24 protein-coding genes are annotated in these 26,645 nt (G+C 62.7%); 13 read left to right on the top strand and 11 right to left on the bottom strand.

Going from position 1 to position 26,645, the window contains the following annotated elements; genetic code table 11:
- Positions 1-144: 144 nt before the first annotated feature.
- A complete protein-coding gene (locus tag ACXMYO_RS14535) occupies positions 145-1,638 on the top strand; it encodes a methyl-accepting chemotaxis protein (protein WP_457809237.1) in 1,494 nt (497 codons plus the stop codon).
- A gap of 38 nt (positions 1,639-1,676) precedes the next feature.
- On the top strand, positions 1,677-2,069 hold the full coding sequence (locus ACXMYO_RS14530) for an MAPEG family protein (RefSeq protein WP_457809236.1): 393 nt from the start codon (positions 1,677-1,679) through the stop codon (positions 2,067-2,069).
- A gap of 178 nt (positions 2,070-2,247) precedes the next feature.
- Here ACXMYO_RS14530 and ACXMYO_RS14525 read toward each other — a convergent pair whose 3' ends face one another.
- On the bottom strand, positions 2,248-2,499 hold the full coding sequence (locus ACXMYO_RS14525; RefSeq protein WP_438765595.1) for a hypothetical protein: 252 nt from the start codon (positions 2,497-2,499) through the stop codon (positions 2,248-2,250).
- A gap of 404 nt (positions 2,500-2,903) precedes the next feature.
- Positions 2,904-3,338 carry a cytidine deaminase gene (gene cdd, locus ACXMYO_RS14520; protein WP_457809235.1) on the bottom strand — a complete coding sequence of 145 codons (435 nt, stop codon included), beginning with the start codon at positions 3,336-3,338 and terminating at the stop codon, positions 2,904-2,906.
- A gap of 167 nt (positions 3,339-3,505) precedes the next feature.
- On the opposite strand from cdd, the gene ACXMYO_RS14515 reads away from it, so the two are divergent.
- From ACXMYO_RS14515 to ACXMYO_RS14505, 3 genes are all read left to right on the top strand, one after another.
- Positions 3,506-4,159, top strand: a complete 654-nt coding sequence (locus ACXMYO_RS14515; protein WP_457809234.1) for a 4Fe-4S dicluster domain-containing protein — start codon at positions 3,506-3,508, stop codon at positions 4,157-4,159.
- 49 nt (positions 4,160-4,208) lie between these two features.
- Complete coding sequence (locus ACXMYO_RS14510; protein ID WP_457809233.1) at positions 4,209-6,821, top strand: molybdopterin-containing oxidoreductase family protein; 2,613 nt, start codon at positions 4,209-4,211, stop codon at positions 6,819-6,821.
- 183 nt (positions 6,822-7,004) lie between these two features.
- On the top strand, positions 7,005-7,907 hold the full coding sequence (locus tag ACXMYO_RS14505; protein WP_457809232.1) for a DMT family transporter: 903 nt from the start codon (positions 7,005-7,007) through the stop codon (positions 7,905-7,907).
- A gap of 49 nt (positions 7,908-7,956) precedes the next feature.
- On the opposite strand, the gene ACXMYO_RS14500 is transcribed toward ACXMYO_RS14505, so the two are convergent.
- Positions 7,957-9,021 carry a glycosyltransferase family 9 protein gene (locus tag ACXMYO_RS14500; protein WP_457809231.1) on the bottom strand — a complete coding sequence of 355 codons (1,065 nt, stop codon included), beginning with the start codon at positions 9,019-9,021 and terminating at the stop codon, positions 7,957-7,959.
- Positions 9,022-9,514: 493 nt separating this feature from the next.
- Between ACXMYO_RS14500 and ACXMYO_RS14495 the strand changes: the two genes are divergently transcribed.
- The 4 genes from ACXMYO_RS14495 (at position 9,515) to ACXMYO_RS14480 (ending at position 13,601) form a co-directional block, all read left to right on the top strand.
- A complete protein-coding gene (locus ACXMYO_RS14495) occupies positions 9,515-10,363 on the top strand; it encodes an HAD-IIA family hydrolase (protein WP_457809230.1) in 849 nt (282 codons plus the stop codon).
- Between the two features lie 269 nt (positions 10,364-10,632).
- Positions 10,633-11,709 (top strand): acyltransferase family protein, encoded by a 1,077-nt coding sequence (locus ACXMYO_RS14490; protein WP_457809229.1) that lies wholly within the window; start codon positions 10,633-10,635, stop codon positions 11,707-11,709.
- A 147-nt stretch (positions 11,710-11,856) separates the two neighbouring features.
- Positions 11,857-12,555, top strand: coding sequence for a pirin family protein (locus tag ACXMYO_RS14485; protein ID WP_457809228.1), 699 nt, complete (start codon positions 11,857-11,859; stop codon positions 12,553-12,555).
- Between the two features lie 95 nt (positions 12,556-12,650).
- Positions 12,651-13,601 (top strand): ribokinase, encoded by a 951-nt coding sequence (locus tag ACXMYO_RS14480; protein WP_457809227.1) that lies wholly within the window; start codon positions 12,651-12,653, stop codon positions 13,599-13,601.
- A 92-nt stretch (positions 13,602-13,693) separates the two neighbouring features.
- Here the strand turns inward: ACXMYO_RS14480 and gabT are convergent, their stop codons facing one another.
- The 3 genes from gabT to ACXMYO_RS14465 are packed head-to-tail and all read right to left on the bottom strand — an operon-like array spanning position 13,694 to position 17,891.
- On the bottom strand, positions 13,694-14,971 hold the full coding sequence (gabT, locus tag ACXMYO_RS14475; RefSeq protein WP_457809226.1) for a 4-aminobutyrate--2-oxoglutarate transaminase: 1,278 nt from the start codon (positions 14,969-14,971) through the stop codon (positions 13,694-13,696).
- Positions 14,972-14,997: 26 nt separating this feature from the next.
- On the bottom strand, positions 14,998-16,446 hold the full coding sequence (locus ACXMYO_RS14470) for an NAD-dependent succinate-semialdehyde dehydrogenase (RefSeq protein ID WP_457809225.1): 1,449 nt from the start codon (positions 16,444-16,446) through the stop codon (positions 14,998-15,000).
- A gap of 23 nt (positions 16,447-16,469) precedes the next feature.
- Complete coding sequence (locus ACXMYO_RS14465; protein WP_457809224.1) at positions 16,470-17,891, bottom strand: APC family permease; 1,422 nt, start codon at positions 17,889-17,891, stop codon at positions 16,470-16,472.
- Positions 17,892-18,089: 198 nt separating this feature from the next.
- On the opposite strand from ACXMYO_RS14465, the gene ACXMYO_RS14460 reads away from it, so the two are divergent.
- From ACXMYO_RS14460 to ACXMYO_RS14450, 3 genes are read left to right on the top strand one after another with little or no spacing between them, the layout of a single operon-like run.
- Positions 18,090-19,529: an aminotransferase-like domain-containing protein gene (locus tag ACXMYO_RS14460; protein WP_457809223.1), complete on the top strand. Its 1,440-nt coding sequence runs from the start codon at positions 18,090-18,092 to the stop codon at positions 19,527-19,529.
- 60 nt (positions 19,530-19,589) lie between these two features.
- Positions 19,590-20,453, top strand: a complete 864-nt coding sequence (locus ACXMYO_RS14455; protein ID WP_457809222.1) for an arginase family protein — start codon at positions 19,590-19,592, stop codon at positions 20,451-20,453.
- Complete coding sequence (locus ACXMYO_RS14450; protein WP_457809221.1) at positions 20,441-21,196, top strand: 3'-5' exonuclease; 756 nt, start codon at positions 20,441-20,443, stop codon at positions 21,194-21,196. The genes ACXMYO_RS14455 and ACXMYO_RS14450 overlap by 13 nt, the downstream gene beginning before the upstream one ends.
- Here ACXMYO_RS14450 and ACXMYO_RS14445 read toward each other — a convergent pair.
- Together ACXMYO_RS14445 and ACXMYO_RS14440 are read right to left on the bottom strand one after the other, a co-directional pair.
- Entirely contained in the window at positions 21,193-21,600 is a 408-nt protein-coding gene (locus tag ACXMYO_RS14445) for a carboxymuconolactone decarboxylase family protein (protein ID WP_457809220.1), read from the bottom strand. The two genes, ACXMYO_RS14450 and ACXMYO_RS14445, sit on opposite strands and share 4 nt — an antisense overlap.
- Complete coding sequence (locus tag ACXMYO_RS14440) at positions 21,597-21,968, bottom strand: MerR family transcriptional regulator (RefSeq protein ID WP_457809219.1); 372 nt, start codon at positions 21,966-21,968, stop codon at positions 21,597-21,599. Before ACXMYO_RS14440 ends, ACXMYO_RS14445 begins: the two co-directional genes overlap by 4 nt.
- A gap of 73 nt (positions 21,969-22,041) precedes the next feature.
- On the opposite strand from ACXMYO_RS14440, the gene ACXMYO_RS14435 reads away from it, so the two are divergent.
- On the top strand, positions 22,042-22,491 hold the full coding sequence (locus ACXMYO_RS14435) for a hypothetical protein (protein ID WP_457809218.1): 450 nt from the start codon (positions 22,042-22,044) through the stop codon (positions 22,489-22,491).
- On the opposite strand, the gene ACXMYO_RS14430 is transcribed toward ACXMYO_RS14435, so the two are convergent.
- From ACXMYO_RS14430 to recF, 3 genes are all read right to left on the bottom strand, one after another.
- Positions 22,470-22,997 carry a YgjV family protein gene (locus ACXMYO_RS14430; protein ID WP_438765564.1) on the bottom strand — a complete coding sequence of 176 codons (528 nt, stop codon included), beginning with the start codon at positions 22,995-22,997 and terminating at the stop codon, positions 22,470-22,472. The genes ACXMYO_RS14435 and ACXMYO_RS14430 overlap by 22 nt on opposite strands.
- Positions 22,998-23,099: 102 nt before the next feature.
- Positions 23,100-25,517 carry a DNA topoisomerase (ATP-hydrolyzing) subunit B gene (gyrB, locus tag ACXMYO_RS14425; protein ID WP_438765562.1) on the bottom strand — a complete coding sequence of 806 codons (2,418 nt, stop codon included), beginning with the start codon at positions 25,515-25,517 and terminating at the stop codon, positions 23,100-23,102.
- Positions 25,514-26,629 (bottom strand): DNA replication/repair protein RecF, encoded by a 1,116-nt coding sequence (recF, locus tag ACXMYO_RS14420; RefSeq protein ID WP_438765561.1) that lies wholly within the window; start codon positions 26,627-26,629, stop codon positions 25,514-25,516. The genes gyrB and recF overlap by 4 nt, the downstream gene beginning before the upstream one ends.
- Positions 26,630-26,645 lie beyond the last annotated feature (16 nt).

The raw sequence follows: 26,645 nt of genomic DNA, 5'->3' as shown, positions 1-26,645 counted from the left end.
AAAACGATAACTGCTTCGGTCAGACGCTCATGAAAGGTCATGGCCGCACTCCATGCTTGTATCATCAGAGTTTTATCCGTCATGCCGAACGCCCCTGATGCGACCCCGCTTTTAAGCCCGGTATATCATCGCGCGCACCGATTGATGTCGATTGTTCTGCCGCTTCTTTTATTGACCTGCCTTGCACTGGCCCCGCTTCATGGGCGGTGGCTGTCGGCCCTTGCCATCGGCATTCCAGCCTGCGTTGCCCCTTTGCTTGCCATGCGGCTTTTTCCGAACGCTCTCACAAGCCGGATGCTGGCCGCCGCCGGTCTTATGGTCTTTTCAACGCTACAGATTCACCTGATGTCCGGTTTGATCGAAGCGCATTTCATGATCTTCATTCTGATCTCGGTACTGCTGGCCTATCGTGACTGGCGCCCGATTCTGGGCGCGGCACTGGTGATCGCCGTACACCACCTGGCGTTTGGCTGGTGGCAGAGCCGGGGCGGCCCGGTGTATGTCATGCCGGCCCATCATCTCATGGACACCTGGCTTGGCATGGTATTGACACACGCCGCCTATCTGGTGCTTCACGCGCTCATTTTGATCGCCATGGCACGCATGATGTGTCGTGAGGCCGTGGCGGCGCAGGAGCTGGACTGCCTCAGCTCCCGAATTGCGCGTCAAAAGGATCAATTTGATCTGGGAGCCGATAAACAGCCCATGTACAGCCATCTGGGCGAATCGTTCAGAAGCACTCTTGAGGCCGTGCGCGCCACCCTGATCAACGTTCGCGACAGCTCCAGAGCTGTCGTGACTACCAGTGACCGAATCACTGAAGGCAACCAGCAGCTTTCAAACCGCTCGCAGCGCCAAACCCATGCGCTTGAAGAGGTCGTGACCACGCTCGAACAGTTGAGCCATCAGGTGCATGACAACGCGCAGCACGCCGATACCGCCAGCGACGGTGCCCAGCAGGCCCGAACGCGCATGCACCTGGGGCGCGAGCGCACTGACCGCCTCGGACAGGTCATGAACGATATGCGTGACAGCGCCGGGCGTATTGCCGACATTACCTCGATGATCGATTCTCTCGCCTTTCAGACCAATATCCTGGCGCTCAATGCCGCCGTGGAAGCTGCCCGTGCCGGGGAAAGCGGCCGTGGTTTTTCGATCGTGGCCGCCGAGGTCGGCAACCTTGCCGGCAAGAGCGCCGAGGCGGCCCGGGAAATCGCAAGACTGGTCGAAGAGACACGTGCACATATACAAAAGGGCCACGAATGCACCGGCGAGGTTCACCTCAGCATGGAAGAGATCAGCGAGGGCATCGAGGAAGTAGCCGAACGGATGCAGCGCATTCGCCACGGCAGCGACGAGCAGCGCCAGGGCGTTGACCGGGTCAATACGGCGATGGCCGATATCCATGATGACATTCGCCATAACATGGCCCTGGCAAACGCCTTTGGCGAGGATATCGATGCCCTGCGACGCCAGACATCGCTGGTGGATCAGGCGCTGGCGGTCTTTATCCTTCAGCATGGAGAGAGCCAGGCTTCTGGTCAAAGCGTCGAGCCGGCACTTTTCGACGATACCGCCGACCAGGCGACCGGACAGCGCAATAACGCCGCACTCCCCGCCGGTGGCCTGCTACGCTGAAGCAGAGATTGTCATCCTGACCACTCCGGGAGCGCCCCATGAGCATGGAACTGTACCTGTTGGGCTGGACACTGGTGCTTGCCATCGTCCAGATCCTGCTGCCTGCGATGTATCGCAATCGCGAAACCGGCCTCGACTACAATGCGGGCCCGCGCGACAAGGAAGGCCCGCCGATGGGCGTGGTGACGGGGCGGCTGTTTCGTGCCCAGAAAAACCTGTTTGAAACCCTGCCCCTGTTCATCGGCGCCATTTTGATCGCGCACGTGGGCCATCAGGAAGGGGCACTTACCGCATGGGGCGCCTGGCTCTATTTCCTGGCACGCATCGCCTACGTACCGCTTTACGCCATGGGTATTCCCTACGTGCGTTCGATGGTCTGGGGTATCAGCCTGCTGGGGCTTGTCATGGTGGTGCTGGCAGTCATCTTCTAGGCCACGCCGGCTTTTCAGGACCACCCATCAAAACGCCCGGCACATGGCCGGGCGTTTTTGCAGCCGTTGTCCGCGCATTGCAGAGCGTTTCGGAACAGCCGTTTGAAGTCAGGAAACAGACATAAAAATGCCGCCTCAAAGGGCGGCATTTCGAAATGTCTGTGGCGCTGGGCGTCTATCAGGCAGAGACGCGCTGGCCGATCTGCTGGTCGTTGATGGGGCGGCTCTCGCGGGCCATCATAAGCGTCAGCGTTCTGGACTTGTTCAGCGTCTGCATGGCAAACGACGGAGAGTGAAGGTCATTCCAGTGACCAACCGTGTCCAGAAACTCGCCGCATTCGGAGCAGGAAATCTCGTCCCACTCATTGCAGGTGTCCATCGGCGTTTGTTGATCGTGACCACAGCGTGTGCAGGAGATGTAATGTGTCATGAGTCAATTCCTTCCCTGGTAATGTGACCGGCCTTCCTGGCCGGTATATGTTGCAATCCTTGCTATGGCCATCCTGGCCGATATCTGCGGCATTCCCTGCCGTGGCGTTCCTCGCCATTCGGATCAACATCCTGTCGATCCCGGGTCAGCATCCGTGCTGACCGTGTAGACACACTCTGGCATAGCGCCGGGTAATGTACAAGCCTTGTACACTATAAATTTTTGTGGGCGTTAAACCCGGGCCAGGGCAGGGTTTTTATCGGCTTTTGTATGACATTTTGACGACCGTTTGCTGACATGCGTCCCCCGGTTTGTCGCGACTTGTACAACACTGTTTTCTTATCCGTTCAAGGCTGTATCACCCCTTTTGCCCTGTCGCGCCGCCCTGATGCGAGCGCAGAGCGCTATCCCATTGTCGAGGGCCGGTCGAGGTTTTCCGGACCGAAGGAGTCCGGCAGCAGGACATTCATGTCATAGCGCTTGAGTGGCTGGCCTTTTCCATCGACCACGACGATCACGGTGTCGGGCGTGGCGAACTCGCGAATGCGCTGGCGGCAGTCGCCGCAGGGCGTGCACAGCGCCTCCCCCGGGCCGATGACATGAATCGTTTTGATCTCGCGCTCGCCGGCGGCCACCAGTGCCGCAATGGCTCCCGCCTCGGCGCAAAGGCCCTTGTAGTTGGCGCTTTCCACGTTGCAGCCGGTATAGACAGTGCCGCTTTCGCTGATCAAAAGCGCCCCCACCGGATGGCTGGAGTAGGGGGCATAGGCGTTGTCGCGCACGGCGATGAGCTGCGCACGCAGATCATCGGAAAGCGCGGCAGATACGGACTCGGTCATGAGACTCTCCTGACGGTAATGATCCTTCATTGTCGCAGCACACGCGGACCGGCAACAGCCACCTCCATGGATACAGGTCTTTACATTAATATTTACTGTTTTAGCGCCGACTCTCTGTAAGATTTTCATCCCGCGTTTTTCAAAAGTCTTGCGACAGGTAAGCGTCAATGACCACAACCTCCCCCCACTGGCAGATGGCCGTCGACCTCGAGCGCTGTATCGGCTGTCACGCCTGCTCGGTCGCCTGCAAGGTCGAAAACGATATCGAGCTGGGCGTGTTTCGCACCCGGGTGCTCTATCACGACCACGGCGCCTTCCCCGCCACCCGGCGCAGCTTCCTGCCCACCCTGTGCATGCAGTGTGCCGACGCCCCCTGCATGACGGCGTGTCCGTCGGGGGCGATCAGGCGAAGCGATGACGGCATCGTGCACATCGACCCGGATACCTGCGACAAGTGGGAATCCTGCATCGGCGCCTGCCCCTACGGCGCGCTGCATATCGATCCGGTGCAAAACATTGCCGACAAGTGTGACTTCTGCAGCCACCGCCTTGAGCAGTCGATGGCACCGGCCTGCGTGGAAGCCTGTCCGGCCGACGTGCTGATCTTTGGTGACATCAACGACGATCAGAGTCCGGTGTCACGCTTTTATCAGCGCTACGACAGCGAGCTAAACGGGCTGCGCGTCGAGCGCGGCACCCAACCGCAGGTGCGCTATCGCGGCGTCGGCACGGTGGTGCCGCAGGCCGCCGTGGACCGGCTGCCCGATGGCCGGCCGCACGACCCGCTGGATTATGAAATCGATCGGTGGGCCGAGCGCTGATGCGCTTTCCCTTCAGGATGCTCCCTCTGGTGGACAATACGGTGCCTGCATGAAACGACGATCCTTTATCAAGGCGGGCATTGCCGCCCTGGCCGGTCTTAAAAAAGGCGAATACATCTATCTGGGCGTGGGTGGCGCCCTCGGTGCGGCAGCCGTCGGCGGCGCCCTGATGGTGCCCTCCCCGGCCCGCAAGGTGAAAAACGATTACCGCCAGGCCAAAAGCGTCAAAAGCGTGTGTCTGAACTGCTCGAGCGTGTGCGGCATCGAGGGGTTTGTCATCGATAACCGGGTGGTAAAAATCCGCGGCAACCCGCTCGACCCCAACATGGGCAGCCACATGACCTGCGCCAAGGGCCAGAGCGGGCCCACCATCAATGACTATCCCGAGCGGCTGGTGTATCCGCTCAGACGGGCAGGGGCGCGAGGTGAGGGGCTGTGGCAGCGCATCAGCTGGGAGGAAGCCTGTGACGAAATCGCCGGGCGCATTCAACAAAGCATTGATGCCGGCCACCCCGAGCGCGTCGTGCTCCATGCCGGGCGCTCGCGGATCAATACCGAAATCACACGCTTTCTGGGTGCCATCGGCTCGCCGGTTCAGCTCAACCACCGCTCGCTGTGCTCCTCGAGCAAGCGCGGCGCCAACTACGTCAGCCTGGGCGATACCGACTGGGAGTCGATCGACGCCGAGCGCTGTCGCTACTTTCTCAATTTCGGGTCCAACTTCTACGAGGCCCACCAGGGCGGGCTGCACCTGGTCAAGCGCGTCGTCAAGGCCCGCTTTGATCACGGCGCGACGCTGGTCACCTTCGATGTGCGGTTGTCCAACACCGCCGGGCGCAGCGATGAGTGGTTTGCGCCCTTCCCCGGCACCGAGGGCGCCGTGGCGCTGGCCATGGCGCACGTCATCATGCGCGAGGGCGAGTTCGACCGGGAGTTTGTCGAACACTTCGTCAATCTCTCGGCCACCGAGATCACCGACTTCCTGAAGGATTACACGCCCGAATGGGCCGAAGCCGAATCCGGGCTTGCCGCCGCTGACATCGAGCGCGTCGCACTGGCCTTTGCCCGCGAGCGCCCGGCAGCGGTGGCCTTTACCAATCGCGGCACCGGCTCGCACTACAACGGCATGAACGCCGAGCGCGCCGTGGTCATGCTCAACGCGCTGGTCGGCTCCGTGGGTCGCCCGGGCGGCTATTGCTACGGCATGGAAGAGAAGCTGCGCGCCAAGCGCTATCCCCAGCCCGAGCCCGTGCCGCCGGAACCCACGGTCAGAACCGATCTGGAAGACCCGCCGGAGTGGCCGCTGGCCAACCGCTGGCAGAAGATGAAGGTCGGTCAGATCGTGTATGAGTACATCCGCCAGGGCCGCGCGACGGTGGATGTCTATCTCTCCTACACCCTCGGCTCGCCCATGAACTGGCCGGAGGGGCGCACCACCACCGTCGAGGTGCTCAAGGATGAGTCACTGATCCCCTTTCATGTCTGCTCGGACGTGGTCTATTCCGAGATGGCCCACTACGCCGACCTCATTTTGCCGGATGCCACCTATCTGGAGCGCTGGGGACTTGAGACCCGCAGCAGCCCCGAGCTTCGCCACTTTGTCACCCTGCGCCAGCCCATGGTGACCCCGCCGGGCGAGGCGCGCAGCTACGCCGATGTGCTCTTTGATATCGGCCGCCGCCTGGGGCCGGATCAGGCGCGCTATTTCGAATTTGGCGATCACGAGGCCTTCGTGCGCCATCAGTGTCGTCACATCCCCGCCGGTGAGGAGGCCGACGGCCTGGAATGGATGAAGCGCCACGGCGCCTTTGTCGATGATGTGCCCAAAAACTACGAGGCGCATCGTCGCCCCCTGAGCGAGGCGGCGCTTGCCGATGCGCACATCGATGACGAAAGCGGGCAGATCTATCAGCGCGACGCTCAGGGCGGGGCGCAGGTTATCGGGCTGATGATCGATGATCACGGTACGCCGCGCGCCGTTCGCGGGTTCGGGACGCCCTCGAGGCGCTTTGAGATCCACAGTCCGGAAATCACCAAACTGGCCCGCGGCCAAGGCATTCATCACGACGGGCTGCCGGGCTATCTGCCGGTGCCGGCCCATGTGGATCTGCCGGAGGACCGCTTCATCCTGACCAGTTTCAAATGGAACGTGCACACCCAGGGGCGCACGGCCAACCAGAAGTATCTGACCGAGATCGTTCACGACAACCCGATGTGGATCAATCCGCGCACCGCAGAGCGTCTGGGGATTGTCACGGGCGACCGGGTCGAGCTGACCACCTATCGCCCGCGCAGCAGCGACCGGGGGGACCGGGCCTGGCGCGATACCGGCCAGCCGGTCGGCAGCCAGCAGGTCCACGTAGTGGTCACCGAGGGCATTCACCCCCGCGTGGTCGCGATCTCCAACAGCCTGGGGTACGTCGTCTCGGGACGGGCGGCCATGGCCCGCCAGGGTCCGCGCGAACGCGAGGCCGCGCTGGGCTACAAGGGCTACGCGCCGGCGCCCGAGCGCGATGACCTGCGCGATCATCTGTGGTGGGACAAGCGCCTGGGCGGGCGCGGCAACGGCATTAACGTCAACGCCCTGCAGCCGATCAATCCCGAACCCCTGATCGGCAACCAGGCCTGGTTCGACACGGTCTGCAGCCTGCGCCGCGTTTAGCACCCGAATGCTCGACGGGCCCGGAGCGTCGCCCCTGCCCTCCCCAATGGCGCAACGGGAACAGGGCACTGGTTGCTGCCGGGTCAGGATGACGGGAGCCCGGGTCGTTCGGGTCACGCCCCCACCCCAGAGACACGACAGGCCGTGCGCCAGCCCGGTCACTGTCGTTGAGGAGAGTCCGACATGGCAGCCACCTCAAGTGATGCAGCCGCCAGCCACTCACGCGGTCTGACGCTGGCCACGCTCGGCATCGTCATTTTGAGCTTCGATAGTCTGCTGGTGCGACTGGCGGCCACCGACGGCTGGAACGTCGCGTTCTGGCGCGGCGCTTTCATGGCACTTGTCATGGGGCTTTTCTACTGTCAGCGCCGCCGACTGGCGACGCTCAACGCCCATCGCGGGGTGTCGCTGGTTTCTGCCGGGCTGCTGGCGGCCATTTCGCTGCTGTTCGTGATGGCGGTCATGCACACCCGGGTGGCGAACGTGGTAGTGATCCTGAGCACGGCGCCACTGTTTGCCGCCATTTTCACACGGCTGTTTCTGCAGGAACGCGTCGCGGCAAGAACCTGGGTGGCAATCGGTCTGGCCATGCTGGGGCTGGTGATCGTCTTTGCCGGCTCACTGACCGGAGACGGCCTGCTGGGCGATCTCTACGCGCTCGGCGCCGCCATGGCGGTCGGCGCCAACCTGACGCTGCTGCGGCGCTACCCTGTACTGGATCGGCTGCCGCTGATCGCCGGCGGCGGCGTGATCACGGCCCTCATTGCCTGGCCCCTGGCGACGCCGCTGGCGCTGGAGACGCAGAGCTACGCGGTGCTTGCCATCATGGGTCTGGTCCAGATGCCGCTGGCCACGGCACTGATTAACAACGCCACCCGCTATCTGCCCTCCGCCGAGGTGGCGCTGTTTTATCTGGTCGAGGCGATTCTTGGCACGCTATGGGTCTGGTGGCTGCTCGGCGAAGAGCCCCCGGAGGCGACGCTCTACGGCGGTCTGCTCACCCTGGTGACGCTGCTCGTCAACGGCTGGCTGGGGCTGCGCCGGTCCCGAAGCCGCCGGGTGGCGGCCGCCTCCCGGGCCGAGTGATCCACCCGAAAGGCACCGGCCGCGGTCGCTGTCGTTATGACGTCAACCGTTATGACGTCAACGCCATCTCCGGGGCCGGGTCAGGGGCAACCGCCTCAATATCACGCCGCCCCTGGAACTGCTCGGGCCGGGTCACGGCCTCCAGCAGCCGCCGGGCGTCCGGCTGCCACAGCACGATATCCAGCGGCCCGCGCGGGGCGAATTTCAGCGACTTGCGCTTTTGCACCAGTGCCATGACCGGCACATCCAGCGCCGCGCCGATATGCAGCGGACCGGAGTCCGGGCTGATCAAATAGCGGGCATGATGCAGCATGGCGGCAAAGATGCGCAGCGGCCGGGGCCGGCACAGCGCGCCATACCGGCTGCCGGCTGTCTGTCGCTCGAGTGCCGGTGCGTGGCGCAGCTCCTCGGGGCCGACAAACACCACGTAGCGCTGCCCGGCGGCTTCAAGCGCCTCGATGCTCTCCTGCCAGAAACTCAGGGGCAGGCGCTTGTCGAGATGGCCGCCCACAAACAGCGCCACAAAGGGCGTCGCTCGCCCGGTGGCATCAAAATCGATGCCCAGCTCCTCGAGCTCGCCGCGCCCGATGCTGCACTCGCCGTTGCTCAGTGTCATCAGCGGTCGGTCGCGACAGGGCGTACCAAGGGCGCGGGCAAACATCTGTGGAATATCGTAGGCATGGCTTTGTTCACCGCTGACTTCGATATCAAACCAGCGCTGGCCCCGCTTGCCCTTGCCCATGGTGTAGCGACTTTTGATACAGCGCACGAAGATCAGCCCGGTCAGCGAACTGGGCCCGGCCTGCACGGCCAGGTCGTATTTCTCCTGGCGCAGCCGCCAAAGCATGGCGGGAAAGCGCCACGGCCGCACGATGGCATCGCGCGACAGGGTCAACAGCTGATCCACGCGCTGATGGCGAAACAGCGTCTGCGTGCTATCGGTGGTGAGAAGGTCGATCTGCGCGTCGGGAAAGCGCTGTCGGAAGGTTTCAATGACAGGCGACATGATCAGTGCATTACCGATGCGATAGTTGGGTCGCACCAGCAGAATTTTCAGGGGCCCCTGAAGCTTTTCGACCTCGACGGCCTGATGCTTTCGAAAACATTTCGTCATGACAAGGGTGACGCCACGCCGTGCACTTTTTTCGACACTCTGCGCGATCGTTTTAAGAAATGTGTTGGTGCGAACCGCTGTTTTCAGAGACATCACATCACCTGATCAAGGCGCCCGCTGCGAGTAATATTCCCGCAGGGATTAATGATTTATTAACACACAGGGCGTTATTTCGACGCCAATAAAAGACCACGATATGGACAGTCAGTTCCAGTGTTCAAGCGGCTTTTTTTGAAAAATGGCTACTCTGAAATGAAGGAAATATTAAACAAAGAGGCGGCATTAATATTTAATTAAAATCGCCTTTTATTTGCCTTATGAGACGCTTTTAACAAAACAATGTTTTTTAAATCGATCTCTATCGGGCAGCGCCGGCCATTCAGCGATCAAGCGTGTCTCGATGTTACTGCCGGACCGGAGCCAGGACTGAAAAAGACAGGAGGCGCCGTCTGACGCTATGCTGACAGTCATCATCAAAACGGGGGAACGGATTGTGACGACAAACAAAAAGATAGAACGCGATGTCGATTGCTGGCTGACCGATATGGACGGCGTGCTGGTGCACGAAAACAAGGCCATTCCCGGGGCGGCCGAGCTGATCAACCAGTGGCGGGAGAAGCAAAAGCCCTTTCTGGTACTGACCAACAATTCGATCTATACCCCGCGCGATCTCAGTGCCCGGCTGGCGCGCAGCGGCATCGACGTGCCCGAGGAGCAGCTCTGGACCTCGGCGCTGGCCACCGCGGCCTTTTTGAAGGATCAGTCGCCCGGCGGCTCCGCCTTTGTCATCGGTGAGGCCGGCATTACCACGGCCATGCATGAAGCCGGCTTTGTCATGACCGATACCGACCCGGACTACGTGGTACTGGGCGAGACCCGCACCTATTCGTTCGAGGCGATCACGCGCGCCATTCGTCTGATCAACGACGGCGCCCGTTTCATCGTGACCAACCCGGATGTGACCAGCCCCAGCCGGGAAGGCCCGCTGCCCGCCACCGGCGCCGTGGCAGCGCTGATCACCAGCGCGACCAAGCGCGAACCCTATGTCGTGGGCAAGCCCAACCCGATGATGTTTCGCTCGGCGCTCAACAAGCTGGGGGCGCATTCCATGCGCACCGGCATGATCGGTGATCGCATGGACACCGACGTGGTGGCCGGCATCGAGGCCGGGCTGCACACCGTGCTGGTGCTGACCGGCATTGCCGACCGCTCCGAGGTCGAGCGCTACCCGTTCAGGCCCAAGGAGATCCTCGATTCGGTGGCCGACCTGCTGGAAGCGGGTGATACATCGACCCGCGCAGCAGTCCAGGACGACGCCAAAAAATCCGGCGCCAAAAAGTAAGCCATGCCCGAGCGGTGGTCTGCCCGTCAGGCCACCGCCCGCTGCGGCAAGCGCCCTTGTGCCGGCGCCCGTCCATCCATCATATGTTACCGAAGTTCAGGAAAGCTCAACGGATCGTATGGCAGGGATAACCTGTGTAATCCGATCAACGGCAATAACGAATCACTACCCAAAGCACCAGACAACCCACACAAAACCACTCGTAAAGCGCTACTAGCTACATTGGATCGCATTAGCATGGTCTGAATCTCCCTACTGCGATCCTTCCCATGACAACAACACCCATCGTGCATGGCGGTCAGCGTATTGTGTGGATCGACGCCGCCAAGGGCGCCTGCATTTTCATGGTGGTGCTGTGGCATACCACCATCTTTTCCTATACCCGGATCGATTTCGGCACACTTCCCCTCGATAGCCTCTGGACCGGCGTACTGACCGCTTTCAAGCCGCTTCGCATGCCGCTTTTTTTCCTGATTTCGGGCTTTCTGGCGCACTCCGCCATCACCCGCAGAACCTGGCAGACCACCTTCCGTTCCCGGGTGGCGACCCTGTTCTGGCTCTACGTGCTGTGGATGACGATCAACTGGCTCGTCATTTCGCTGATGCGCACGCAAATCCCGGGGGCCGCCGGCGTCATTCCGGGCGAGGCGTACACGCTGGATGTGGTCGAATTCATGCGCGGTGTCTTTCTGGCCGACAGCGGCATCTGGTATCTCTACGCGCTGGTGCTCTACTTCGTGGTCTGCAAGATCTTCAATCGGGTCACCGTGCCACTTCTGGTGACACTGGCGCTTTTACAGATCCTTTCCGAGCACATTACCCAGGCCTGGAATTTCCAGAAACTGCTCGACTACGGCATTTTCTACGCGCTGGGCTGCTTTGGGCGGGACCACATCGCACGGATTTACGCAGATTTCAGCGCCAGACGCTGGGCACTGGTGGGTGTGGCCCTGCTGGCCTCGATGGCGCTCGCCCGTCAGCTGGGCATCTTCTATTGGCCGGTCATGCAGCTTTTTTTGTCCTGTCTGATGGTTTCGTTTGCCATCGACACGCTGAGCCTGATCCTGCGCTTTTGGCAGATGAGAGCCCTGCAGGCGCTGGGCAAACGCACCCTGCCGGTGTATGTCCTTCACATGCTGCTGGTCCATCCGGTGACGCTTTTGCTGGCCGATGTGGATCTCAGCGGCACAGCAGGGCAGGCACTCGCCGTTGCCCTGCCCGTGCTCATCGCCACGGCCGTCTGTGCCGGCTGTCTGCTGGTACGACTCGTACTCGACCGTGGCCCGGGCCGGGCGCTGTTTGACTTTCCGGCCATGAGAAACCGCCCGGTGGCACAGGGCACCTGAGCATCACCCAGCCGGCCCCATGCGCCTGCCCGACAGTTCAAGCGGGCGCATTCCATTTTATCGACGCTCAACGCTTATTTTCTGCAGTTGCCCTGCAGTGATTCGAAGCAGATGCTGGGCGCCTTTCTGACGTCTGGAGAACTTCCCATGCTGACCCTTCGCCCCGGCAGTGAGCGCGGCCACGCCAACCACGGCTGGCTCGAGAGCTACCACTCTTTCTCCTTTGCCGGCTACAACGACCCGAACCACGTCCGGTTCGGCCCCCTGCGGGTCATCAATGAAGACCGCGTCGCGCCCGGCGGCGGCTTCGGCCAGCATGGCCACCGCGACATGGAGATCTTTTCCTATGTGCTCGCCGGTGAGCTGGCGCACCGCGATACGCTGGGCAACGGCTCCAGTATTGGCCCGGGGCGTGTGCAGCTGATGACCACCGGTACCGGGGTGGAGCACAGCGAGTTCAATCACAGCGCGCATGCGCCGGTGCACTTTCTGCAGGTCTGGCTTTTCCCGCGTGAGACGGGGCTTTCCCCGCGCTACAGCGAGGCCGACTTCCCGTCTGATTCAAAACGCGACCGGCTGTGTCTGATCATTTCCCCCGACGGTCGGGAAGGCTCGCTGCGCATCGAGCAGGATGCCTTCATTTACGCCACGATCCTGGACGGCGAAACCGCCCTGACCCACGAACTCTCCCCCGGCCGGCGCGGCTACGTGCATATCATCCGCGGCGCGCTCGAGGTCAACGACCAGAACCTTGAAGGCGGCGATGCCCTGATGCTGGAAGACGAGGCGCGGATCACACTCGCCCGCGGCCGTGGCGCCGAGGCGCTGGTGTTTGATCTGCCCTGAATCGTTGGTCTGCCCTGAATCGACAACGGAGCCCATCTGTTCGATGATCACGCCAAATCATTGCTATAACCGCATTGCCAACCAGTGAGGGCGTCATGTCAGCATCGAACCAACCGGCATCCAGCGGTGCCACTGTCTACAACTACGGATCGATCAATATCGACCATGTCTACCGCGTGCCGCACCTGGTGCGTCCGGGCGAGACGCTCTCCAGCACCGACTATCAGATCGTGCTGGGCGGCAAGGGCGCCAACCAGACCATCGCGCTGGCGCGTGCCGGCGGCCGGGTCGCTCACTGGGGCCAGCTGGGCCATGCCGACGAGTGGGCGCTTGCGACGCTGAAAAACGCCGGCGCCGACATCGATGACGTGACCCTGCTCGAAGGCTCAAGCGGTCACACCGTGATTCAGGTCGATGACGATGGCGAAAACGCCATCGTGCTCTTTGGCGGCACCAATCAGAGCTTCAGCAAGGAGCGCATCAGGGCATTGGTCGACGGTGCCGACAGCGAGGGCTGGTTGCTGCTGCAAAACGAGTGCAACGATATCGAGGATGTGATCCGTCAGGCGCTGGACCGAGGTCTGAAGGTGGCCTTCAACCCGGCGCCGATGACGGCCGCCGTTCGTGACCTGCCGCTGAGTGAACTGTCGCTGTTGTTCGTCAATCGCGGGGAGGCTGCCGCACTGGTCGAAATGGCAGAAGAGAGCGATGCCAAAAGCCTGATTGCGGCGCTGCAACAGGCACTGCCGGGCACCGACATCGTGCTTACGCTCGGCTCGGAAGGGGCCTGGCGCATCGACGGCGAGCGCAATGAACCCCTGTATCAGCCGGCCCGTCCGGTGCAGGCCGTGGACACCACCGGCGCCGGGGACACCTTCATCGGCTATTACATGGCCGGCGTGCAGGCAGGCTGTGACGCCTCGACCTGTCTTGAGCGCGCCACCGCCGCCGCCGCACTTGCCGTACAGCGCGCCGGGGCCGCCACCGGCATCCCCGATGTTGATGAGGTCGAGACCTTTTTGCAGATTGCCGCGCGCCAGTCGTAATCCGCGACCCCACGGACTCGTGGCATAAAAAAGGCCCCACCAATGGCGGGGCCTTTTGTGTCAGACGCGGCGGTCACCGGCACACGGGCGGCTTATGACTGACCGCTCATCTCGCCGAGCATGGCCTCGATCAGATCCATCCCTTCACCGAGCACCTCATCGCTGATGGTGACCGGCATCAAAAAGCGGATCGTGTTGGCGTAGAGCCCGCAGGAGAGCAGGATCAGGCCGCGCTCGCGCGCCGTCTTGCACAGCTTGCCGGCCAGCTCGGCATCCGGCTCGCCGTCGGCGCGGACCAGATCAAAGGCTGCCATGGCGCCCAGGTGACGCGAGTTGCGCACGCAGTCAAACGAGCGCTCCAGCGTCTGGAAGCGTTCGCCGAGCTTGTCGCCCAGCGCGCGGCTTTTCTCGAGGATGTTTTCCTCCTCGAAGACATCCAGCACGGCCAGTACGGCGGCACACGAGACCGGGCTGCCGGTGTAGGTGCCACCCAGCGAATTGCCGCCGGAGGCGTCCATCACGCTGTCGGTGCCCACCACCGCCGAGATCGGCATGCCATCGCCCATGCTCTTGGCCATGGTCATGATGTCGGGTTCCACACCGGTGTGCTCGATGGCAAACATCTTGCCGGTACGACCAAAGCCGGACTGCACTTCATCAACGATCAGCAAAATGCCGTGCTCGTCACAGATCTCGCGCAGCGCCTTCATGAAGCTCGGTGAGGCGGCGTGAAAACCGCCCTCGCCCAGCACCGGCTCGATGACGATCGCCGCGGTATCCTTTGGGTTGGCGTCGGTCTTGAAGGTCATCTTCAGCCCGCGCAGCGCCTCTTCTTCGCTGACGCCGATCGATTCGACTGGATAGGGCGCGCGGTAGACCTGTCCGGGCATGGGGCCGAAGTCGGTGCGATACGGCGCGACCTTGCCGTTCATCGCCATGGTCATGAAGGTACGACCGTGATAGCCGCCAGTGAAACAGATCACGCTGGAGCGACCGGTCGCGGCACGGGCGACCTTGACGGCGTTTTCCAGCGCCTCGGCACCGGAGTTGGCCAGCATCACCTTGGCGTGCCCGCGTACCGGCGTGATGTGGCTGAGTTTTTCGGCCACCTTCACGTAGCCTTCATAGGGCATGACGGTCTGGCAGGTGTGCATCACCTTGTCGAGCTGCACCTTAACCGCTTCAACCACCTTCGGATGGCGGTGGCCGATATTGAGTACGCCGATACCGCCGGCAAAATCGATAAAGCGCTTGCCGTCAGCGTCCCACAGCTCGGCATTTTCGGCGTGGTCGGCAAAGTGGGTATCAGGGCTTGCCGCGCCGTTGGCCACGTAGCGCTTTTTCAGCTCGTTGAGTTCGTTATTGTTCATCTGCAGTCTCCTTTGATGTGCAGCGATTACAGCCCGCCAAGACAGACATACTTGAGCTCGGTAAACTCCTCCAGTCCATGGTGCGAACCCTCTCGACCCAGTCCGGACTCCTTGATCCCGCCAAAGGGGGCCAGCTCGGTCGACAACAACCCTTCGTTGACGGCCACCATGCCGTACTCCAGCGCCTCCATCACATGCCAGATGCGCTTGTAGTCGCGGGCGTAGAAGTAGGCCGCCAGGCCAAAGGGCGTATCGTTGGCCATCGCGATGGCCTGATCATCCTGGTCGAAACGAAACACCGCCGCCAATGGCCCGAAGGTCTCCTCATGAGCCACGGCCATGTCCGGTGTCACATCCGCCAGCACGGTCGGTGCATAAAACGAGTGCCCCAGCGCGTGCGTCTGACCACCCTCTACCAGTCGAGCGCCCTTGTCGAGCGCATCAGCAACGTGAGCGCTGACCTTGTCGACTGCCGCCTGATTGATCAACGGCCCGATGTTGATGCCTTCTTCCTGACCGTTGCCGACCTTGAGCTGGCGCACGCGCTCGGCGAGTTTCTCGACAAAGGTATCGTACACGCCGGACTGGACCAGAAAGCGGTTGGTACACACGCAGGTCTGGCCGGCATTGCGGTATTTCGAGGCAATTGCGCCCTCAACGGCGGCGTCAATATCGGCGTCGTCAAACACGATAAAGGGCGCGTTGCCGCCCAGCTCCATGGCGGTCTTTTTGACCGTGGAGGCGCACTGCGCCAGAAGCTTCTTGCCCACCGGCGTGGAGCCGGTAAACGAGACCTTGCGCACCCGCGGGTCGGTGGTGAGCACCTCGCCCACCGCGGCAGGGCTTTTGGCGGTGACCACATTGATGGCCCCTGCCGGAATGCCGGCTTCCAGCGCCAGCGCGGCCAGGGCCAGCGCAGTCAGCGGGGTGGCCTCGGCAGGTTTGATCACCACCGTGCAGCCGGCGGCCAGCGCCGGGGCGCATTTGCGGGTGATCATCGCCAGCGGGAAGTTCCAGGGCGTAATGGCGGCGACCACGCCGATCGGCTCACGCACCACCAGAATGCGCTTGTCCGCGCCGTGTCCCGGCAGGGTTTCCCCGGCAATGCGCTTGGCCTCTTCGGCGTAGAACTCGATAAACGAGGCGCCGTAGCCGACCTCCCCGCGGGACTCCGCCAGCGGCTTGCCCTGTTCCAGCGTCATCAACCGCGCCAGTTGATCGGTGTGTTCCACCACCAGATCAAACCAGCGGCGCAGCAGACGCGAGCGTTCCTTCGCCGGCACACGGCGCCAGTCGGCCATTGCCGTCTCGGCGGCGGCGACGGCCTCACGGGTTTCCTCGGCGCCCAGATCGGCCACGTTGGCGATCAGCTCACCGGTGGCCGGGTTATTGACCGCAAACTGCCGGTCGCCTTCGACCCAGCGCTCGCCGATCAGTGCCGCAGCGCTCTGGCTTTTGAATTCGATGTCAAACATGTGTCTCCCTCATGGATGTGATGTCAGCGGTCATAAACGTTTTGCATGACCCGGTCGCTGAAAGCGCGCCCGTAGCGATTGAGCGCAAAGAGATACATCGCAAGCCCCAGCACCATCCAGCCGCCAAATACGCCCCACTCGATGCCGGTCAGCGCCGAGGGGCTGCCCGGCAAATACAGACAGGCCATGCCAAGCGACAGCGCCACCGCCAGCGCGCCGACCACTCGACCGTTACCCACCCTGAAGGGGCGGTCCATGTCGGGTTCGCGCTTTCGCAGCACCAGAAACGACAGCGCCACGAACAGATAGGCGATCACGATGCCAAGACCGCCGGCATCCACCAGCCACACCATGGCCGGGCGCCCCATGAAAGGCGCAATCGTCGACAACAGCCCGATCATGATGATGGCGTTGGTGGGGGTTTTGTACTTCGGATGCAGTTTGCCCAGAAAGGCCGGCAGCATGCCGGAGTGCGCCAGCGCGTAGATCGCCCGCGACCCGCCGATGTAGAAGGCGTTCCAGCTGGTGATGATGCCGGCAATACCGGCCAGTACCATCAGCTTGCTGCCCCAGACGCTGCCCATGACCGCGCCCATGGCGTCCGGCACCGACAGCGAGCTGCCCTGCAGTGCGTCGTGATCGAGCATCAGACTGGTGCCCAGCACGATCAGCGCATACCAGGCCACCGCCATCAGTACCGAAGCGATCAGCACCTTGCCGATATCGCGAAACGGCAGGTCGATCTCCTCGGCCGCCTGCGGAATCACGTCAAAGCCCACGAACAAAAAGGGCACCATCACCAGCACCGCCATGATGCCGCCGGCAAAGCCGCCGGTGCTTTCATGGTTGAAAAGCGGCGTCATATTGGCCACTTCACCGGTAAACAGCGCCCCGGTAATGAAGAGCACGCCGACCACCAGAATCAGGCCGGTCACCAGCTTCTGGATCAGTGCCGCGGTGGTAATCCCCACATAGTTGATCGCCATCATGATCAGCGAACCGATCACGCCCACGGCGACCCAGCTGGCCTTGACGTCCCAGCCGGCCACGGTCCAGAGATGGCCCACGTCGTAGCCGGGAAAGAGCTGCTCGACCACGGTGGGCAGGGCGACGGCTTCAAACGACACCACGCTCACATAGCCCAGCACGATGCTCCAGGTACAGATAAAGGAGGCAAAATGGCCCAGGGCGCGGTAGCTGTAGACGTGCTCACCGCCCACCTTGGGCATGGCCGAGGCCAGTTCGGCGTAGGTCAGCCCGACCAGCAGTACGGCAATGCCGCCGATGACAAAGGCGATGATCGCGCCCAGGCTGCCGGCATCGAGAATGGCTCCGCCGGTCAAAACGATCCAGCCCCAGCCGATCATGGCGCCGAAGGCGAGGGCCAGCACGTCGGTGCGGGCCAGAACGCGCACCAGCTCGCGTGGTTTGGTTGTGCTCTGCATGGAGTATTCCGTGATTGTTATGGTCATTCAGGGCGGCAGGAGGGTTGGGTCGGCATCGATGCCTTGTTGTCTCTCCTCATCACACGCTACCACTGTCCAGGCCCTGGTACGTGAACCACTTGTGTGTTCAGCTGGACCACTGTTCACAACCACCGCCATAATGCCCTCATCTCCCGTCACCCTGCCCGGACCCGTGCCATGCAGCGATCCGTCGAAGAGGCCCTGAGCGATATCGAAGCGGCCTGGCAACGCCAGCCCGACCGGCTGAGCAAGCAGGTGCGTCTGGAGCAGGCCCTGACCACGCTGATCGAGCTGCAGTGGACCGACGGCCAGCGCCTGCCCGCCCACCGCCATATCTGCGAGCGTCTGGGCGTGGCGCGCAACACCCTGGCCGGTGTCATCGAGTCGCTGCAGTCGCGCCATGTTTTGATGACCCAGCACGGCCGCGGCAGCTGGAGCCGGCGCCCGGACGCCTCGTCGCCGCTTTCAAACGCACCTTCGCCGGCGCTGTCAGACCGGGCCCGACAGATTCTGAGCACCAGCGGTGCCAGCCCGATCCAGAGCGGCGCCTTCGTGCCGGGCATCCCCGACATCGCCCGCTTTCCGATGCGGCGCTGGCGCACGCTCTACGCCACCCTGACCGTGCCGCAAAACGCCCTGTTATTGTCCTATTCCAGCGGCGGCTACGGGCCGCTCAAGCGCGAGATTGCCGATTTTCTCCGGCGCGGGCGCGGCATCGAATGCGCTCTGGAACAGATCATCATTACCGACGGTACCCATCACGGCCTGGAGCTGTGTGCGCTGGCGCTGGCCGACCACGGCGACCGCGTGACGATGGATTCCCCCTGCTACTGGGGCGCGCGCAATGTCTTTCGAGCGGCAGGCCTGGGCATCCATCAGTGTCGCTGGCAGCCCGGGGCGGGCTATCGCGACCCGTCGCCGTCAGCCCGCTCGCCGCGGCTTTTGTATCTGACCGGTGCGCGCCACTACCCCTTGAGCGTGCCCATGCCGATCGAGGACAAGCGCTCGCTGGTCGAGCGCCTGTCACCAGAGCTTGTCATCGAGGACGACTACGAGTTTTTCGACAGCCACCACCGCAGCCTGCTCTTCTCTCCCGATGACGGCCACTCCATTCTGGCCGGGTCGTTTTCCAAGCTGATGTTTCCGGGGCTGCGGCTGGGATACCTGGTGGTGCCACGCGCGCTGAGCGAGGCCATCAACCGATTGCGCAGCGAGGTGTTTCGCGAAGGGCGCATGCTGGATCAGGCGGTATTGGCGCGATTCATGGCCGACGGCGATCTGGATCGCTGGTGTCGGCGTATCAACCGGGAATATCTACAGCGCCAGCAGACCCTGCATGCGCTTTTGACCCCTTTGCCGGGCGTGATCGATGTCTCGCCGCCGGCCGGCACCATTACCCTGTGCGTGACGCTCGCGCCGGATATCGACGATGTGCGCCTGGCGCGCTACCTGCTCAATCACTACCGGCTGGTGGTCAAGCCGCTCAGCCCGGTCTGCAGCGAGGATGACCCGCGGCGCGGTCTGGTGCTGGGTATCGGTATGGTCGAAGGGGAAACGCTGGTGCGCCTCGGGCGGCAGCTGGCCGAGGGCGTGCACGCCTTTATGGCCACGCGCTGATGTGATCACACCGCCACCCGTGGCATGATCAGGCCATTCTTTTTCTGGCATGGAGACACCATGGTGCAGCAGACGTCCCTGACCGCGCCGGCCCCCCTGATCTGCTTTCAGGGCAACTGTGCCGGTCCCAATCCTCACGGCATGACCGGCACGCTGGCGCTGGCACAGACCCTGGCAGCCTCTCTCGAAATTCCCCTGCAGACGCTGGGGGCGCCGGGTCAGGCGCTGTCGGGCAGCTGGCAGCAGATGCTCGAGGCCGTCACGCCCGATTTCGTGTCGCTGGGGCGATACCTGGAGAAGACGCTGTCTTCAGGCAAGCGCCCTGTTGTGACCATGAGCCGCTGCGCCGGCGCACTGGCCACCCTGCCGGTGATCGCCCGGCAGCACCCCGAGGCCTGCATCGTCTGGTTTGACGCCCACGGCGATCTCAACACGCCGGAGACCTCCGAGTCGGGCTATCTCGGCGGCATGGTCATTGCCGGCGCCGCCGGGATGTGGGACAGCGGTCTGGGCAACGATCTGTCTCTTGCCCACGTCATTCTCGCCGGCGCCCATCAGCTCGACCCCGCCGAACAGGCACTCATCGATAACAAACGCCTGCTTCACCTGCCCCCGGCCCGGCTCAGCGTCGAGGCGCTGCGACGTGCCATCAACGGCCGCCCGGTCTACATCCATCTCGACTGCGATGTACTCCAGCCCGGCGTGGTACCCAGCGACCATCAGATCGACGGGGGCCTTGCCCCGGAAACACTGGCCGAGCTGATGGCCGCGCTGGCCGGGGAAGACGTCGTCGGCATGGAAATCGCCGAGCTCGAGTCCCACTGGCCGGAGCAGTCGGAATCGGCGGATCTGACGGTGCTGGTGGAGATACTGATGCCGCTGGCCCGACGGCTTTTGGCCGATGAGGCGCCATGCGCGCGCTGATTCACGACTTTGAAACCGCCGGCGGCAGCGCCCGCCACTGCGGCGTGGTACAGCTGGCCGTGCTGAGCGGCATACTGGGCAATGACGGCGCCTTTTATCGCCGGTGGCAGTCCTATGCCAACTACCACCCGGGCGGGCTGATCGAGCCGGCCACCACCCGCGTGCATGGCCTGCGTGACGAAGATGTCGCTGCCTGCCCCGACTATCGCCACGCCGTGCCGGCGGTCTACCGGGCGGCAGCGCGTCAGGGATTCGATGCGCTGGTCATCGGCTTTAGCAACACCAGCTTTGACAACGTGATCGCTCACCGCCTGGGTCTGCGTCCCAGGCGCAGCCTGGACCTTTTCCTGCCGGCTTATCGGCTCAAAAAGCGCGACGGTCTGGAAAGCGCCTCGCTTGCCAACACCTACCAGACGCTGACCGGTGAGCCCCCCATCAACGCCCATGACGCGCTTGCCGATGTGCGCATGACCGCTGCATTGATCCCGCCGCTGATGGCCCGCTTTGGTTTTACCGAATTCACCGCCTTCCTCGACTGGGCCACCACCGGCCAGCCGGTGCCCGGCATGCGACTGCGCTTTGGCCCGGCGCGCGGTCACACGATCGAGTCCCTCGATGACGATGCCCTGGTCAAGGCACTGACTGGCTGGCGCGGCGGCAATATCGACGTGCTCGCCTCGCTCGAGGCCGAGTATGCCAAACGCGGCCTGACAGCCCGGCCCGAGCAGGGACAGCTTTTTTAGGTATTTGCCTCGGCGTTGCGCTCACGAGCGGCGAACGCCTCCCTGGCAACAAAGAGTCCGTTCAGCGCGGCCGGGAACCCGGCATAGACCGCCATCTGCATGATGACTTCGACAATCTCTTCCTGCGTCAGCCCGACATTCAGACCAGCCTCGATATGGACCTTCAGCTGAGCCGGCGCCGTGCCCATGGCCGTCAGCGCTGCGATAGTGGCTGTTTCACGGCTGCGCAGATCAAGCCCCGGGCGCGAGTAAATATCGCCGAACGGAAACTCCAGCAGATAAGTCGCAAAATCAGGCGCGATATCGGCCAGTGCGCTGACAACCTTTTCTCCGGCTTCGCCATCAATGGCCGCCAGCGCCTGACGCCCGCGTGTCAATCGGTCACTCTCGTAGGTATGGGTCATGTTCTTGATGTCTCCTCATGCAGGGTGGCGTGATAGCCTTCGATCTTGGTATCCAGCACTTCAAGCGATGCCTGTAGCAGATCCATGTGTTCTTGAACCCGCTCGCGATGCGCCTCAAGCAGCGCACAGCGCGCCGGTGCCGTCTCATCGCCCTGCGCGCGCAAAGCGGCATAGTCCAGCATCTCGCGAATCGGCATACCGGTAGCACGCAGCCGTTCAAGAAAGGCCAGCCACACCAGAACGCTGACGTCATAGTCGCGCTGGCCCGAGCCATCGCGTCGAGGCGGTGGCAGCAGGCCAATGCGCTCGTAGTAGCGCAGGGTATGGGTCGAGCGCCCCGAGCGTCTGGCCAGTTCTCCAATCTTCATGCATCACTCCTGTGCTGATGCCAGAGAGGTTACGGCCTGGAGCGCGCTCCAGGTCAAGCAAAAGGATCACGCCATGACACTGCTTGCTCAGCCCAAAAAACCCGTCATACAACAAGAACCCACCGGCTGCGGCATCGCGGCCTGCGCCGCGCTGGCAGGCCTTGATTATGAAACCGCACGAACGCGGGCCGCCGCGCTTGGCATCCATGCCCATGACCGCACGCTGTGGTCGCAAACGGCGCATGTCAGAAGGCTTCTGGCGTCTCTGAGTATCGAGGCTTCCAGCGACGAGCAGCCCTTTACCGGCTGGGATGACCTGCCGGACCGGGCGCTTTTGGCCATCAAGTGGCGAGAAATCAGCGGTGTGCCCTTCTGGCACTGGGTGGTGTTCGTACGCGAGGGGGGAGTGTGTGTGGTGCTGGACTCGAAGGCGGCCCTTAAAACCAACGTTCGCCGCGATTTTGGCCGCATGGCGCCAAAGTGGTTTATCGAGGTAACCGGTTACTCGAACGCCTGTGGATAGCGCCTTTTGGCGCGCATCAACCGGATGATGGTGACAAGACTTGTGACGATCACCAGCGCCTCGGCCAGCATGCCGCCCGCCGCGCCGGCCAGCCAATGGCTGAAAAGCCAGGCAACGGCCGCCAGCGCCAGAAAGACACGCATGGCGATGCCCTTGAGCAGAAACATGCCGGTGGTGCCGATCACCATGGCGACCAGCGCCGGCAGGTCGGCCATGCCCTGCCAGGTCAGCATGGCGACGAGCGCACTTGCCGCCAGCACCCCCGCCATGACCCATCGGTTGCCGGGATAGCGCCGGGCCAGCGCAATGCGCAGGATCACCACCAGCGACAGCGCCGCGGCCGTCCAGCTGCCCAGAAAGGCAAACTGCAGCGCAAATGCCACGTTGGCGAGAATCAGCAGGACCATTAACCGCTCGTCGCGCCGGCTGGCAAAGGCCAGCAGACAGAGAAGCAGCGAGACGAGACCGAAAAACTGTCCGGCCAGGGGGCCGACACTATCGAGCATCAGGGCGTCGCTCCTTATCAGCGAACATGACCGACAGACAGGTCAGGGCATAAAAAACCGGAGCGCAGGGCTCCGGTTGGATTCGTCAAAAGCGTGGCCGGATCAGATGTCCAGATTCGCCACCAGCGCGTTTTGCTCGATGAAGTCACGACGCGGTTCGACCTCGTCGCCCATCAGGGTGTTGAACATCATGTCGGCGCCGATGGCGTCCTCGATGGTGACCCTGAGCATGCGGCGACTTTCCGGGTCCATGGTGGTTTCCCACAGCTGGTCCGGATTCATCTCACCCAGCCCCTTGTAGCGCTGGATGCTGAAGCCTCGGCTGGCCTCGGCCATCAGCCAGGTGAGGATGTCGTGGAAGTTCTCGACCGGTTTGGAGCGCTCGCCGCGGGCAATGTAGGCGCCCTCTTCCAGCAGACCGTCCAGCGCACGATTGAGCGCGACCATGGCGGCGTAATCGGCCGACTGGAAAAAGCCCAGTCCCAGCGGATAGTCGGTTTCCACACCGTGGGCGCTCAACACGGCCGCCGGCAGATATAGACCGCGCTCTTCGCTGTGCACCAGACGGAAGATGTAGCGCGGCCCGCCCTCGTAGGCGATAAGCTCGTCCAGATCAGCCTGCAGCGCCTCGATCCAGCGCGTCATGGCGGCCTTGTCGGACAGCATCTCTTCGCTGACCGGGTCGGCGTAGATCAATCGCTTGAGCACATCGGCCGGATAGACGCGGGCCAGACGGTCAAGACGGTCCATCACGTCGCGATACTGATGCACCAGCTTTTCGAGATGCTCACCGCCAATGCCCGGGGCGTCGGCGTTGACGTAAAGCTGTGCGCCATCAAGGGCAGTAGTGGTCAGGTGCTGGATCAGCGCCGCCTCGTCCTTGAGATACATCTCGTTTTTGCCGCGCTTGATCTTGTACAGCGGCGGCTGGGCGATGAAGATGTGGCCGCGCTCGATCAGCTCCGGCATCTGACGGAAGAAAAACGTCAAAAGCAGGGTACGAATGTGCGAGCCGTCGACGTCGGCGTCGGTCATGATGATGACCGAGTGATAGCGCAGCTTGTCGGCGTTGAACTCTTCACGGCCGATGCCACAGCCCAGCGCGGTGATCAGGGTGCCGACCTCGGCCGAGGAGAGCATCTTGTCAAAGCGGGCCTTTTCGACGTTGAGGATCTTGCCCTTGAGCGGCAGGATCGCCTGGGTGCGGCGATCGCGGCCCTGCTTGGCGCTGCCGCCGGCGGAGTCACCCTCGACCAGGTAGAGCTCCGAACGGGTCGGGTCCTTTTCCTGACAGTCGGCCAGCTTGCCGGGCAGCCCGGCGATATCCAGCGCGCCCTTGCGGCGTGTCATCTCGCGCGCCTTGCGGGCGGCATCGCGGGCACGGGCGGCGTCAAGCATCTTGTTGACGATCGCCTTGGCGTCATTGGGGTTTTCCAGCAGATAGTCGGAGAGCTGACGGCTCATCTCCTGCTCGACGGCCGTTTTCACCTCGGAGGAGACCAGCTTGTCCTTGGTCTGCGAGGAGAACTTCGGGTCGGGCACCTTGACCGAGATGATCGCGGTCAGGCCTTCACGGGCATCGTCACCGGAGGTGGCCACCTTGGACTTTTTCTGCAGCTCCTCGGCCTCGATGTAGCTGTTGAGGCTTCGGGTCAGCGCGCCGCGAAAGCCCGCCATGTGCGTGCCGCCGTCGCGCTGCGGAATATTGTTGGTGTAGCAGAAGATGTTTTCGCTGTAGCTGTCGTTCCACTGCATCGCCACTTCCACCGCAATGCCGTCTTCACGCTCGGCGTTGAAGTGAAACACCGGATTGACGGTGGTGCGGTTGGTGTTGAGGTGATCGACAAAGGCGCGCAGCCCGCCCTCGTAGTGGAACAGCTCCTCGCGACCGTCGCGCTCGTCGAGCAGGCGAATCGCCACGCCGGAGTTGAGAAACGACAGCTCTCTGAGGCGCTTGGCCAGAATATCGTAGTGAAACTCGATATTGGCAAACGTCTCCGGTGAAGGCTTGAAATGAATCTGGGTGCCGGAGCGCTCGGTGTCGCCCACCACCGCCAGCGGCGACTGCGGCACACCATGCTTGTAGATCTGCTCGTGAACCTGGTTTTTGCGCCAGATGGTGAGCTTGAGCTGCTCGGACAGCGCGTTGACCACCGAGACCCCCACGCCGTGCAGTCCGCCGGAGACCTTGTAGGAGTTGTCGTCGAACTTGCCGCCGGCGTGGAGCACGGTCATGATCACTTCCGCCGCCGACACGCCTTCGGAGTGGATATCGGTCGGGATGCCACGGCCGTCATCGGAGACGGTGACAGACTCATCGGGGTGGATGACGACCCGGATTTCGCTACAGTGGCCGGCCAGCGCCTCGTCGATCGAGTTGTCGACGATCTCGAACACCATGTGATGCAGACCGGTGCCATCATCGGTATCGCCAATGTACATGCCCGGGCGCTTGCGTACCGCGTCCAGCCCCTTAAGAACCTTGATACTCGATGAGTCGTAAGCCTGTGGTTCGCTCATTGATGCTCCCGGGTCATCGCGCCGTCGGCAGTGCCTGCCAGACGACCCTGTTTCACGTGAAACCTTTTGACGTCGGTATCGACACTCCAGTGCCCCTCAAGGGAGGCGGGCTCGATACCGGTCAGAAAGGTCTGACAATTCATCTGTTCCAGCAGCCGACAAAAGGCGCGGCGGTGCTGTTCGTCCAGTTCAGCGGCCAGATCATCGATCAAATAGAGGCAGCGGTGACGGTCTTCCTGCTCCAGAAGCCGCCCCTGCGCCAGTTTCATGGCGCTGACCACCAGCTTCTGCTGTCCTCTGGAGAGGACTTCGGCCGCCGGATAGCGCCCCATGCGCAGGCGCAGATCAGCGCGCTGTGGCCCCTGCTGGGTGAACTTCATCTGGCGGTCGGTGGCCACGCTCTCCAGAAGGATCTCCTCGAGTGGGCGACTCTTGTCCCAGCCACGATGGTAGCGAAGCGACAGTTCCGGCAGATCGATCAGCTCGGCAAGCGTTGCGCTGAAAACGTTTGAAAAGCGCGCCATCCAGTCACTGCGCATTGCATCCAGCCGATCGCTCCAGCGCGCCAGTTCGCGGCTCCAGAGGGCCAGCGACTGTTCGTCGATTCTATCATGTCTGAGCAGCGCATTCCGATGTTTGAGCGCGCGTCTTGCGCGGCGCCAGACATCGAAAAAATCGGGGTAAACGTAAAACACGCCCCAGTCGAGAAATTCGCGCCGCGCCGCTGGCGCGCCTTCGATCAGACGAAAGGCATCGGGGTTGATTAGCTGCATGGGCAGGTGGCGGGCCAGCTCGGCAATGCGGTCGATCTTCTCGCCGGCCACTCGCACATTGAGGCCATCAGCGTCGCGACGACGCTCCACGCCCAGCGGCAGCGGTGGCTCCCCTGTCAGCCGGCCAAACAGCGTCAGGGCGTCCTGATCATGGGTGATGGCATGCTTGAGCTGACGGGTACGAAACGAGCGCCCCATGCCCAGAATGTGCAGGCCTTCCAGCAGGCTGGTCTTGCCGCTGCCGTTGTCGCCGAAGATCAGATTGACGTGCGCGCCGGGCTGCCATGTGACAGAGGGCAGATTGCGCAGTCCCTGAAAGTGAAGATGATCAAGCGGCATGGCAATCCGAAAGGGA

The organism is Kushneria sp. EE4, from assembly GCF_977968315.1.
The sequence above is the reverse complement of the archived record's forward strand: the minus strand, read 5'-3'. Positions and strand labels throughout refer to the sequence as shown.